9 protein-coding genes are annotated in these 12,684 nt (G+C 73.2%); all 9 read right to left on the bottom strand.

All coding sequences use genetic code 11. The annotated features are described in order from the left end of the window. Positions 1-3: 3 nt before the first annotated feature. From LXN57_RS36680 to LXN57_RS36720, 9 genes are read right to left on the bottom strand one after another with little or no spacing between them, the layout of a single operon-like run. Positions 4-1,044 carry an ATP-binding protein gene (locus LXN57_RS36680; protein ID WP_251802815.1) on the bottom strand — a complete coding sequence of 347 codons (1,041 nt, stop codon included), beginning with the start codon at positions 1,042-1,044 and terminating at the stop codon, positions 4-6. Then, positions 1,041-2,291 (bottom strand): DegT/DnrJ/EryC1/StrS family aminotransferase, encoded by a 1,251-nt coding sequence (locus tag LXN57_RS36685; RefSeq protein WP_251802816.1) that lies wholly within the window; start codon positions 2,289-2,291, stop codon positions 1,041-1,043. The genes LXN57_RS36680 and LXN57_RS36685 overlap by 4 nt, the downstream gene beginning before the upstream one ends. Next, complete coding sequence (locus tag LXN57_RS36690) at positions 2,288-3,040, bottom strand: thioesterase II family protein (RefSeq protein WP_251802817.1); 753 nt, start codon at positions 3,038-3,040, stop codon at positions 2,288-2,290. The genes LXN57_RS36685 and LXN57_RS36690 overlap by 4 nt, the downstream gene beginning before the upstream one ends. Positions 3,041-3,095: 55 nt before the next feature. Then, positions 3,096-4,016 (bottom strand): TauD/TfdA family dioxygenase, encoded by a 921-nt coding sequence (locus tag LXN57_RS36695; RefSeq protein ID WP_251802818.1) that lies wholly within the window; start codon positions 4,014-4,016, stop codon positions 3,096-3,098. Beyond that, positions 4,013-5,050, bottom strand: coding sequence for a GntG family PLP-dependent aldolase (locus LXN57_RS36700; RefSeq protein ID WP_251802819.1), 1,038 nt, complete (start codon positions 5,048-5,050; stop codon positions 4,013-4,015). The genes LXN57_RS36695 and LXN57_RS36700 overlap by 4 nt, the downstream gene beginning before the upstream one ends. Next, positions 5,047-7,323, bottom strand: a complete 2,277-nt coding sequence (locus LXN57_RS36705; RefSeq protein WP_251802820.1) for a pyridoxal-phosphate dependent enzyme — start codon at positions 7,321-7,323, stop codon at positions 5,047-5,049. Before LXN57_RS36705 ends, LXN57_RS36700 begins: the two co-directional genes overlap by 4 nt. Before the next feature lie 8 nt (positions 7,324-7,331). Continuing rightward, on the bottom strand, positions 7,332-8,234 hold the full coding sequence (locus tag LXN57_RS36710) for a GHMP family kinase ATP-binding protein (RefSeq protein WP_251802821.1): 903 nt from the start codon (positions 8,232-8,234) through the stop codon (positions 7,332-7,334). Beyond that, a complete protein-coding gene (locus LXN57_RS36715; protein WP_251802822.1) occupies positions 8,231-9,739 on the bottom strand; it encodes an argininosuccinate lyase in 1,509 nt (502 codons plus the stop codon). The genes LXN57_RS36710 and LXN57_RS36715 overlap by 4 nt, the downstream gene beginning before the upstream one ends. Next, positions 9,736-12,666 (bottom strand): amino acid adenylation domain-containing protein, encoded by a 2,931-nt coding sequence (locus tag LXN57_RS36720; protein ID WP_251802823.1) that lies wholly within the window; start codon positions 12,664-12,666, stop codon positions 9,736-9,738. Before LXN57_RS36720 ends, LXN57_RS36715 begins: the two co-directional genes overlap by 4 nt. Between the last annotated feature and the right edge of the window lie 18 nt (positions 12,667-12,684).

The following is a 12,684-nucleotide window of genomic DNA, read 5'->3' on the forward strand; positions in this document are numbered from 1 at the left end:
CAGTCAGTTGATGAGACGCGTTGCGGTGGCGGCCGTCCACGGGTCGGCTCCGGGTGCGGGCCCGCCACCGTGGCGGGCCAGGGCGAGGCCCGCGGCCTCGGGGGTGTCGGCCGCGACGGTCAGCCGCGAGGTGGCGAAGACCCCCGTCCGTGGGTCGTTGAACGGCTCGCCGTCGTAGGGTGCCTCGGCGGCGTACGCGATCGCGGGGACGTCGGCGAGCCGGTAGTCGTGGTGCAGGGAGAACACCGGGACCCCGGTGGCCATGGCGACGAGCCGCAGCGTCCCGCAGATCCGCGGGTTGACCTCGAGCACCAGACCCTCGCCGTCCGGGGTGAGCAGGAACTCGACCTCCAGGTGCCCGCGGACGTCGGCGGCCTCCGCGATGGCCGCGGAGGTCCGCCGAAGCCACGCCTCCTGGGCCGGGTCGAGGCCCGGGGCCGGGCACAGCCGCTGCCGTCGCCAGGGCGGGACCAGCCGGGGCGAGGTCGAGCCCTTCCAGACCGGCGGGAAGGTCACGCAGCGTCCCGGCATCCGGTGCACCACCACGGAGAACTCGACGCCGTCGAGGTACTGCTCGCCGAACACGTCGCCGCCGACCGGCTCGGTGCCGGTCAGCCGGATGCCCCGGCTCTGCGTGCTGTTGCGGCCCTTGACCACCATCGGGTCGCCCGGGCCGCCGGCGAGCGTGCCCTCCGCGCCGTAACGCCAGGGCGCGGTGGCGAAGCCGTGCCGGTCGAAGAACCGCTTCATCGCCACCTTGTCGGTGCCCAGCAGCGCGGCCACCGCCGACTGCACCACCACGGGATGCCCGTCGGCGGCGAGGGTGCGAGCCAGCTCCCGGTCGCGGATCAGGGTGTCGTGGCTGGACAGGAAGACCGCGACCGGCCGCCGGTGCCCGGCCAGCGCGGCCCGGATGGCCGGCAGGTCGGCCTCGGCCCGTTCGCCGATCAGCAGATGCCGGTCGTCAGCCCGGCCGTCGGTGAAGTAGGGGAACCAGCTCGCCAGGCTGTCCGGCGCGACCAGGTAGAGCGTCGAGGCGGTCATGCCGCACCGCCGGCGTCGGCGAGCGCGTGCCCGATCGCCTCCCGGTAGCCGGCCAGGAAGGCGTCGCACGGCTGGTTGAGGAAGGTGCCGGGCAGGCTCACCCAGCGGTCGTGCAGGGCAGCGCTGACCGGGAGGTCCTCGGGGCGGTAGGAGAAATATTCGCGCAGCACAGGTTCGGGGTAGAGCGACCAGGTGGGCGGACGGGCGCCGGTGAAGACGGATGTGCGGTGCAGCGGGCCGGTCATCGGCACCCGGGCACGCACGCCGTGCTGCTGCAGCCGGCGGATCAGCTCGTCGCGATCGAAGCCGGCGGTGTCCGGGTCGACCTCGACGACGATGTCGTACCAGCCGCCCATCGTGTGCCCCGCGGCGGGCGCGGAGACCTCGATGCCGGGCCACCCGGCGAAGGCGGACAGCAGGCGGCCGGCATTGTCCCGTTTGACGCGCACGAGTTCCGCGAGCTGTCGCATGTGCCCCGCGGCCAGCACCGCCGCGATCGGGCTGATCCGTAGGTTGCCTCCGAGCCCCACGTCGGCGAGTGGGCGCAGATCGGGCAGCCTTACGGTGGCCTCGCTGCGCTGCCGGAACGCGGTAAGCAGGCAGGCCAGCTCGTGGTGGCGGGTCTGCCGGGTGGCCAGGATGCCGCCCATGCCGCCGGAGATCAGCTTGAGCCCGCCGATGCTGAACACCGCGGCGTCACCCCAGCTGCCCACCGGACGTCCGTCCACGGTGGAGCCGTGCGCGTGCGAGCAGTCCTCCACGACCAGCAGGCCGTGCCGACGCGCCAGCGCCATGATCTCGTCCATCGGGGCGGGGTGGCCGAAGAGGTGGGTGACCGCGACGGCCCGGGTGCGCGGGGTGATCCGCTCGGTCAGGGTGCGCGCGGTGACTGTGCCGGACGGTCCCGCGCTGTCGCAGAGCACCGGAGCCGCGCCGAGCAGGAAGAGCGGGGACGCGGTGGCCAGGAACGTCAGCGACGGCACCAACACCTCGTCGCCGGGGCCGAGGCCGAGCGCGTAGTAGGCCGCCAGCAGCGCGCTGGTGCCCGAGTTGACGGCGAGCGCGTGCCGGCCGCCGAGGTGGTCGGCGAAGAGGCCCTCGATCTCGCGGATCTCCGGGCCGTGCCGGTAGTCGAAGGTCCGGCCGCGCCGGACCAGCTCGGTGACCCGGGCGACCGATTCCTCGTCGTGCACCGGCCATTCCGCCGGGTGCTCGATGACCGTGGTAGCCGGGCTGGGGGCGGTCATCTGTGCGCTCCGTCCAGCACGGCGCAGAGGTCGCTGTCGACGATGTCGAGCACCTCGCCCACCTTCTCGTGGACGAAGAAATGCCCACCGTCGAGCACAGTGACGTCACAACCGGCGGCGGTCTCCCGCGCCCAGGCTCGCGCCCGCTCGGGGGTCGCATATTCGTCGGCCGTGCCGGCGAACGCCCGGATCCCGATGGGTAGCGGCTGGTCGAGCCGGTAGGTCCAGGTGGCGCCCACCGTGAGGTCGGCCCGGATGGTGGGCAGCATGAGGCGCATCAGGTCGGGGCTGGCGAGCACCTCGGGCGGGGTGCCGCCCAGCCCGGTGAGCCAGGCCAGCAGCTCGTCGTCGGACTGACGCCAGGCCGTCTCGGGCACCTGCAGCCAGGGCGCCGGGCTGGCCGAGGCAAAAAGGCGGACCGGCAGGCGGTCGCCGGCCCCCTGCAGCCGCTTCGTGAGCGCGAAAGCGATGCGCGCGCCCATGCTGTGTCCGAAGAACGCGAACGGGCGGTCGTCGAGGTGCGCGGCGAGCCCGTTGCGCAGCGCGTCGACCAGCCGGTCCATCGCGTCGATCGGGCGCTCCCCGAGCCGGTTCTCCCGGCCGGGCAGCTGCACCGCCGCGACCTCCGCGCCGGCCAGTCGTGGCGCCCACTGCCGGAAGGCGGATGCTCCGCCCCCGGCATAGGGAAAGCAGAACAGTTTGATCGGGGCCTCGGGTCGGGGCGCGGGGTGACTCACCCACCGGTCCATGCCATTGCTCCTCACGCGTTGACAGCGAAGTTACCAGAGTCAACGACAACAGTCATCACTCTGATGCGTGCTGGTCACGATCGCCCTGCATCTCCAGCAGCGGCCACGTTCCGTCGTGCGCCGTGCGGCCGTGGCTGGTGCGGATGTTGTCGACGATCAGCAGATCTCCGGGGGTCCACCGCTGCCGGACGGTGTACGCGTCCACCACGGCCTGCAGGTGCGCCCACTCCGGCTGCGCGATCGGCGTGCCGTCCCCGAAGAAGGTGTTGAACGGCAGACCCTCCGGGCCGTAGGCGCCGAGCAGCACCTCCCGCTCCTCGTCGCGCAGACTCCATTGGCTGAGGAAGCAGATCAGGTTGAACCAGCACGGCACCCCGGTCAGCGGGTGCGTTCGGAACGCGGGCCGCCGCTGCCGGGTGTGCAGCGTGGCGCCTGCCCACGAGGCGGTAACACCGGCGGCAGCGCAGTGCGCGACCACCTCTGCGGGATCGGTCACCCCGAGCGCTTCGGTCCAGCGCATCCCGACGTACGGCCGGTAGTTGCGGACCAGCATCCAACCCTGCTCGGCCAGGCGGTCGCGAATCGGGGTGTCCAGCTCCCGCCAGACGGCCGCGCCGTCGGCAAGCAGCGTGGCCCCGTCCGTGCCGGCTCCCTCCGGCATCGCGAGCAGCAGCGTGCGTGGGAAGACCGACGCGTGCGCCTGCTCGTTGTGCGGGCACATGTCGCGCTCGGCGGGCCACACCGGGGCCGCGGCGACCCGTCCCGCCCCGTCGGGGCGGGCGGCGAACGGCTCCAGGCGCGGGCAACCGGCCGCGAAGAGGGCGTCCCCGGCCGCGGCCACGTCGTCGGCCGAGCGCACCGCCGCCCCGCTCAGGCGCACCACGCCGTCGGCGACCAGCCGGTCACGGATATCCGGCAGGTACGCTTGGATCCACGCCGCGGGGTCCGCGCCCACAGCGACCGTCACGGCCGTCATCGGGCCAGCACCCGGGCGACCACGCCGATCGCCCGGTCCACTTCGGCCGCGCCGATCCCGTGATGAGTCACCGCACGCACGCGGTCGTGCCCGAAGCCCGCCACCGCCAGGCCCTGCTCCCCCACCTCGTCGACGAACCGCTGCCACCCCATCCGCTCCGGGGCGATCCGGAACAGCACGATGTTGGTCTCGACCGTCTCAAGCCCGATCAGCACGCCGGGGATGTCCGCGAGACCCTCGGCCAGGCGGCGGGCATGTTCGTGGTCCTCGGCGAGCCGGTCGGTCATCGTGGTGAGCGCGAGCCGGCCCGCGGCCGCCAGCACCCCGGCCTGGCGCATCCCGCCGCCCAGCATCTTTCGGAGGCGCCGGGCCCGGACCAGCACGTCGTGCGACCCGGCGAGGATCGACCCGACCGGGGCGCCCAGTCCTTTGGAGAGGCAGAACTGCACGGTGTCCGCGACCGCGGCGATGTCGGCGGCGCTGCGGCCACTCGCCACCGCCGCGTTGAACAGCCGCGCACCATCCAGGTGCAGCGCGACCCGCCGGGCGTCGGCGAAGTGGCGGAGTTCGTCGAGGTAGTCCTTGGCCAGCACCCGGCCGCCGCACCGGTTGTGGGTGTTCTCCACGCAGACCACCGCGGGTAGGGCGAACTGTGGATCCTCCGGCTCGTCCGGAAACTCAGCGTCGAGGTCGGCCAGGGCCAGCTCCCCGTTCGGGCGGGTGGCGACCGGCGCGTAGACGACACCGCCACAGACCGCGGCGCCGCCCGCCTCGTAGAGGTAAATGTCCGACTCGTTGCCGACCACCGCCTTGGTGCCGCGTGGGGCCTGCGCCAGCAGCGCGCAGAGGTTGGCCATCGTGCCGCTCGGCATGAGGCAGGCGCTCTCCTTGCCGACCAGGGCGGCGGCCTCCTCCTCGAGCCGGCGCACGGTCGGGTCCTCGCCGTAGACGTCGTCGCCGAGCTCGGCCGAGGCCATTGCGGTGATCATCGCGGCGGTCGGCAGGGTGAACGTGTCGCTGCGCATCTCGATCATGCGGCCACCGCCTCGGCGGGCGCGGCGGCGGGCTCCACCACGACCTGGATGCGGCGTACGGCCTCATCCAGAGCGGCGCGCACCTCGGCCGGGCCGGCACCGTCCGCGATCACGTGGCCGAGCCGTCCGTAGGCATCGCGGGGTGGGCTGACGGCGCTGCCCGGCGCGCGGCCGACCCGCACCGCGCGGACACCCGGGACCTGTTCTGCCTCCGCGGTCCCCGTCACCGCGGTGAGGCGGCCTGTCCGGTCGGCGGTGAGCACCGCGACGCCCGCGCTGCGGACCGCGGTCGCGGGCGGGTCGGCGGGCAGGCCCACGCTGGCCCGGATCTGCTCACGTACCAGGTTGGTGCCGGAGGCGAGGCGGATCAGCTCGGGGATCATGCCACCGGCCGGGCGCGGATTGATCTCGATGACGACCGGGGTCATCCCGGCGAGCCGGATCTCGATGTGCGCCACGCCCCGCCGCAGGCCGGCCGCTTCCAGAGCGCGGACCGCGGCGGAGGCCACCAGGTCGGCACGCTCGGTGTCGAGCGGCGCGGGGAAGAGATGGCCGGTCTCGACGAAGTACGGAGCGTGTCCCACATGCTTCTCGGTGATCCCGACGACCCGGATCCCGGAGTCGTCGGCCAGCGTCTCGACGCTCCACTCCGGACCATCGACGTACTCCTCGACCAGCACCACCGGGTCGACGTGCTGACCTCGCACGTTGCGGGTGATCGCGAGCAGCTCGGTCGCCTGCCGCGCCGCGTCCTCCGTCCGGGCGCAGAGCCGCACCCCGTGCGAGCCGGAGTCGGTGGCCGGCTTCACCACGCAGGGCAGCCCTACCCGGGACACCGCGGCGTTGACCTCGCGAGGGTCGCGCACGACCGCATACCGGGGTTGAGGCAGCCCGGCCCGGGTGAGCGTCGCGCGGGTACGCGTCTTGTCCCGGCAGGTGGCGACCGCCTCGATCGCGTCGCCGGGCAGGTGGAGGCAGCGGGCCAGGGCGGCGACGGTCTCCAGATAGAAGTCGCTGGTGGTGGTGATGCCCGTGGGAGCCGAACCGCGGAACCGGGCGCGGATCGTGGCGCGCAGCGCATCCACACTGCCGGTGTCGCAGACCTGGACCTCGCCGGGCGCGTCAGCCAGCCCCGCGTAGCGGCCCGCGTCAGCGGTCAGCAGCACCGGTGACAGCCCGAGCGCGGCGGCCTCGTGCATCGCCAGCACCCCGGTCCCGCTCGTGTTGGCCTCGACGAACACCACGTACCGGCGGGGCTCGCCGCGCACCGGCGCATACGCCCAGGAGGACACCGGGGTGCCGTACGTGACCTCGTCCGGCTCGTCCGCCAGCGGCAGGTCGTCCAGACCCCTAGCGGCCCACCAGGCGTCGTCGTAGATGGTGGTGGCGTAACGGTCGCCACGGTCGGGCAGGATGCCGACCACGTGCGTCTCCGGGCCCAGCCGGCTCCCCGCCCAGCGCATCACGTGATAGACCGAGCCGGCCGAGTTGCCCGCGAAGATCTGCTGCTCGCGGGCGAGCCGGCGGGTCGCGTGGAACGCCTCCCGGTCGTTGAGCCAGTGCACCTCCTGGATCTGCGCCATGTCCAGGTTCTCCGGGTGCAGGCTGTTGCCCAGACCGCTCTGCAGCCGTCGCGGCACGTCCGGCTGGCCGAACAGGGCGCTCCCCACGCAGTCCACGGCGATCACCCGCAGGCCCGGGTGCCGCACCCGCAGAGCCCGAGCGGTGCCGCACAACGACCCGCCGCTGCCGACCGAGCCAACCAGCACGTCGATGCGCGGCAGGTCGGCGGTCAGCTCACCGGCGAGGGCCTCGTACGCCAAGGGGTTCTGGGGGTTGGTGTACTGCCGCGGCCAGAAGGCGCCGGGCAGGTCGGTGCGCAGCTTCTCGAGCAGGTCGAGCCGGGCGCTCTGCCAGCCGTGCGTGCCCATCGCCTCGACGACGTGCACCGTGCAGCCGAGGGCGCGCAGCTTGGCGAGGGTGGTGGTGTCGATCCGCGGATCGGTGACGATGTGCACCGGGTGCCCGAGGGTTGCGCCGACCAGCGCGAGCCCGAGCGCCATGGTGCCGGACGAGCTCTCCACGATCGGGTCGCCCGGGCGCAGCAGGCCGGCCGCCCGCGCCTGCAGCACGACCCGCTTGGCCACCCGGTCCTTCATCGCGAACAGATTCTGCAGCTCCAGCTTGGCGTGCAGGTGCGCCTCGGCACGACCGGTCCGGAGCCGGACCAGCGGCGTGTGCCCGATGGCATCAAGGACGGAGTCGAATCGCACGCGACCTCCTAGGTCGGGTTGACGCTGAGGGAGTGGTAGAGCAGGACCTGGTCGCCGAGCGCGGCACAGCGGCGGACGGCGAGGTCGAGGCGGCGCTCGTAGCCGGGCGCCTGATGCGGCAGCAGGATCCCGATCGCGGTGCCGCTGTGCGCCACCGCGAGACCGATCCCGCCCACCTCGGCGCAGACCGCGGCCATCGCGGTCAGCGTCCGCTTCGGACGCAGAGCCTGGTTGAGGTACGCGCTGCGGGTCGCGACCCGGCCGAGGGCGACCAGATCGTTCATCGGCACCGCGGCTTCCAGGTCGCCCAGGAGCCGGGCGTACTCCGCCCGGACGTCAGCGGTGAACGGCTTGGGAATGCGGTTGAAGGCGATGGTGTCGACCGTGCCACCCTCGTCGACGCCGACGATGGTGAGCGGGGGCAGCGGGCCGAGCCGGGCGCGCAGCCGGACCACCCGGTGCTCGAACGCGACCACCTCGGGATACATCACCCCGTCGGTGGGCTCGATGTCGCGCAGGAACCGCTCGATGTCGCCGCCGGTCAGGCGTACACCGATCGCGTTGGCGACCGCCCGGGCGGTCGCCACCAGATCGGCTGACGAGCTGGCCAGGCCCTTGCCCTCCGGGATCGTCCCGCTGAGCGTGAGCCGCCCACCCACCCGTACGTCGTAGGCCTCAAGCATCGCGGTGACCAGCTGGTGCGCCTTGGTCTTGTGTGCCGGCCGCACCTCGACGGCCGGCGCCGCGCGGGTCTCGAAGCTGGCCGTGGCCCACCGCGCGATCGGCAATGTGACCAAGAAGTCCACCCCGTCGGGCAGGACACCCTGGAGCAGCTCACCGAACGTGCCGAACGCGGAGCTGACACCCGTGCCGGTCGGCGCCCGGGTGCCGGCCCGGGCCGCGGTGCTCACCGCGCACCCACCCGTCCGTCCGCCCCGGTGAGCGCGGCGGCTATCCGCTCGTCGGTCGCGGCCACCACCGAGCGTCGTTGCGCCCAGTCGCCGGCCAGCTCCCGCAGGGCGACGTCCTGCTCATCGAGCAGCGCCCGGGTTGCCGCGGGCGACGCCGACCCCGCGGACCGCTTCACCGCGAACTGTCCATCGGTGTCCAGCGCGCCCCCGGCAAGAGCTTGCGGGTCGGTCACCGTCCCACCCGCCTCGGCGGCGAGGGCAGCGAGCGCCGCACCGTCGACCGCCGACGGTTCCGCACCCGCGGCGACCCGGCCGGCGATGTAACGCCCGCTGACCACCTGCGCGGTCCGCCACGGCAGCCCGGCGTGCTCGGTCAGCCGGTTGGCCAGCGTCATGCCGCCCAGGAATTCCCGGTCACAGGCCGCGCGCATCACCTCCGGTCGCCAGCTGAGCCCGGTGAGCACCGCGGTGAGCAGCTCCAGGATCGACCGGGTCGCCCGGAACGCGTCGTCCAGCTGCCGGGCTGACTCCTTGGAGACCTCGATCATGTTGGTGTACGGGGTGTTGCGCTGGCCCAGGACCAGGTCCTGATAGGCCGAGGTCAGGTGTGCGGTCCGCCCGCGAATCCGTTCCAGCACCGGGTAGTTACGCTTCTGTGGCATCGCGGCGGAGATGCCGGCGAGTTCGTCGGGCAGGACGACGAAGCCGCAGGTGGCACCGGCCCAGGTCATCAGGTCGGTGAGGAAGCGGCTGAGCCCGACACCGAAGTGGGACAGCTCGCCGACGGTCTCCAGGCTCCATGCCCGCGACGCCACCGAGGTCAGCGCGTGCGGTTGCGGACCGGCGAAGCCGAGCAGGCGGGCCATCGCGTCGCGGTCCCAGTCGAGTTCCTGCCCGCTCATCGCGCCGGCCCCGAGCGGGCAGCGGTTCAGCTCGTCGTAGGTGCCGCGCAGCCGGCGCAGCGTGCGCAGGCCGTGCTCGACGAGGGCGGCGAGGTAGAAGCCTGGGGAGACCACCTGGGCGGCCTGCATCTGGGTGTATCCGGGCATCGGCACGTCCGCCGACTCGCGGGCCTGGTCGAGCGCGGTCCGCATGGCGGTGTGCAGGCCGTCCGCGACGGCGAGCAGCTCGTCGCGGCCGTACATCAGCTGGGCGCAGGCCTGGGCGTCGTTGCGGCTGCGGTCCAGGTGCCATCGGGGTGGTGCGCCGCCCGGGGCGGCATCGACGAGGCGTTCCACGGCGAGGCTGATGTCGGAGAGGTTGCGGTCGGGGTCGGCGACCAGGTCGGTCGCGGCGAGCTCGTCCAGCGCCCCGGCCACCGCGGTCACCTCGGCCTCGCTGAGCACGCCCATCCGCAGGTATTCAACGAGCAGCACGCGTTCGACGCGCAGGTAGGCGGGGAACAGGCGCTCGGACTCCAGGGCGAACTGCGGGCCGAGGGTGTGCTCGTGCAGCAGCCTGGCGGGCGAGGCGGTGACCCGCCCGGTGATGGGCCGGGCGGTCATGCGGCGGCCGACGGGATCGCGTCGAGCAGGAGCTCGACGACCGCCTCCGGGCGGGACCGGAACGGTGCCGGGCCGGCATCCGGCAGCTTGGTGGTACGAGCGGCGGAGGCGATGCGCTCCCAGCCCGCGTACGGCCCGGCGTCGTGCTCACCGAGTACCACGTCCAGCGGCAGGGGCAGCCGATGCCGGGCCTCGCGCAGATAGCGGCCGGCGCTGAGCATGTCGTGCCGGTAGGTCCGTTCGACGAGCGCGGCCCGCTCCTCCTGCCACTCGTCGAGCTCGGTGTAGGCTGACCGGACGGCCAGCCGGTGCCGGATGTCCGCGGCGCTCAGCGTCTCGGTCTCGGCGAGCATCCGGTCGAGTGCGGCCGGGTCGGCGGTGGCCGCGGCGACGAAGACCCGGGTGGGCGGCGCGCCGGCCCGGGCAAGCAGCCGCGCGGTCTCGATCGCGACCGCGGCCCCGGCGCCGTGCCCCCACACGATCAGCGGTCCGGGCACCGCGGTGCGGATCTCGTCGGCGACCCGGGCCGCGATCTCCTCGACGCCGGCGCACTGCTCGTCCGGGCGAGCCATGTCGTGCCCGGGCGGCTCGAGCGCGAACAGCGCGATCCGGCGCCGCCGCAGGCCGTCGGCGAGGGGCTGGAAGTTGAGGGCGCTGCCGGCCGCATCCGGCATCCCGACCACGGTCGCGCCCGGCGAGTCCGGGTCGGACAGCGCCTGCAGCAGGCGCAGCGGCGGGCCCCCGGCCGAGGTGCCGGAGACCGCCGCTGCCAGATCACGCAGCACCGGGTGGGTGGTGAGGTCGGTGAGCGTGATCAGCGGGTTCAGCTTGACCACGAGCCGTACCGCGGCGAGCGAGTTGCCGCCCAGGTCGAAGAAGTTGTCGCCGAGCCGGATGTGCTCCAACGGGATACCGAGGACCTCGGCCCAGGCATTGGCGAGCCTGCGCTGGGTCGCGGTGGTCGGCTCGCTGAGCAGCACCATGGCCGGGCCGGCCTCGATGGCGTTCACCGCGATCGAGGTGAGCGCCCGTTTGTCGACCTTGCCGTTCTCGGTGAGCGGCAGCTCGTCGATGCGATGCAGGGTGGCCGGCACCATATGCGCGGGCAGCGTGCCGGCGAGGGTCTTGCGAAGTTCGGGGATCGGCTCGGCGGAGGCGAAGAACGCCGCGAGCCGCTTGCTGGAGCCGATCGGGACGGCGAGCACACAGGCGGAGCGGACGCCCGGCACCCGGCGGAGATGGTTCTCCACCTCGCCGATCTCAACCCGCATTCCGCTGATCTTGACCTGCTCGTCGCGCCGGCCCAGGAATTCCAGGTGACCGTTGGAGAGCCAGCGCCCGTAGTCGCCGGTGCGGTACATCCGCTGGCCGGGACGGAACGGGTCGGGGCGGAACACTTCAGCGGTGCGCTCGGGATCGTTGACGTAGCCCGCGCCGACGCAGATGCCGGAGAAGACGATCTCGCCGGGCGCGCCGAACGGCACCAGTCCGCCGTTCGGGTCGAGGATGTACGCGTCGACGTTCTGCACCGGGCGGCCGACCGGCACCGGGTCGCGGTCCGGCGCGGTCCGCATCACCTCGTGCGTGGTGTCGTCCGAGCACTCGGTCGCCCCGTACGCGTTGACCATCGGGATGTCGAACCGGGCGAACCACCGCCGGACCAGGGCCGGGGCAATCGCCTCCCCGGTCACGCACACCATCCGCAACGGCGCGAGCCCTCGGCCTGGATGGTCGTCCAGATAGGCCAGCAGCACTTCCAAGTACGACGGCACGAGCTGCAGCACGGTGACGCGCTCCCGGGCGATGGTCTCCAGGAAACCCTCGATGTCAAGGATCACGGCGGGCGGCAGGAGCGTGGTGCGGCCGCCGACCATGAGCGGTGCGAGCACCTGCCACAGCGAGATGTCGAAACACTGCGGCGCGTTCTGGCAGACCGCGTCGGCCGCGGTCAGCTCCAGATCGTCGACCTTGGCGAGCAGGTGGTTGAGCATGCCGTCGTGCCGGCACAGCGCACCCTTCGGTGAGCCGGTGGAGCCGGACGTGAAGTAGATGTAGGCGGGTGCGTCGGCGGCGATGTCCACCGGGGCGCCGGCCGGGGCGGGCGGCGCCGCCAGCTCCAGCACGGCGGCCGGGCAGTCGGCCGGGACGGCCCGCCCGTCAGTGAGCAGGTGCCGCGCCCCGCTGCGCTCCAGCATCTCGGTGATCCGCCGGTCCGGATAGGCCGGGTCGATCGGCAGGTAGACCCCGCCGGCCTTGAGCACCCCGACGATGCCGGCGACCCAGGGAAGGGTCCGGTCGCTGACCACGCCGGCGACGTCGCCCGCACGCAGCCCCGCCGCGCGCAGCCGGGCGGCCACGCCATTGGCGTAGGCGTCCAGCTCGGCATAGGTCCAGCGGTCCGCGCCGAGCACCGCGGCGACCGCCTCCGGCGTACGGCGCGCGTGCTGCTCGAAAATCTGGTGCGGCAGCAGCGCGGGCAGCTCCTGGATCTCGCCGCGCAGCACGTTCAGCTGCCGCCACACGTCCTTGCCGGTGAGCAGGCTGTGCTGTTCGTGCGGGGCGTCCGGGTCGGCGGTGATCGCGGACGCGACGCCCAGCAGGTATTCGCCCACCCGGGTCGCATCCACCGAACGCAGCAGGTCGATGCCGGCGGTCACGGTGACCTGGAAGCCGTCGCCCTGCTCCCCGACGAGGAGCTCGCCGTCCGCCAGGGTCTCGGCGTCGGCCAGCAGGGAGCGCCACGCGCCGGGCGGCAGGTCAGGCTGCCCGGTCAGCGTCGACCGGGTGCGCAGCCAGGCCACGTCGAGGAGGCGGTGCGGCTCGAGGCCCAGCGCGGCCGCGGTGCTGCGGACGGCGGCGGCCAGCTCGGCGGGAACCTCGAATCGCTGACGCACGAGGCCGGCATGGTCCTCGGAGAACCTCGGCATGAATCCCTCCACTTCCGG

The organism is Paractinoplanes hotanensis, from assembly GCF_023717965.1.
Lineage (GTDB): Bacteria > Actinomycetota > Actinomycetes > Mycobacteriales > Micromonosporaceae > Actinoplanes > Actinoplanes polyasparticus.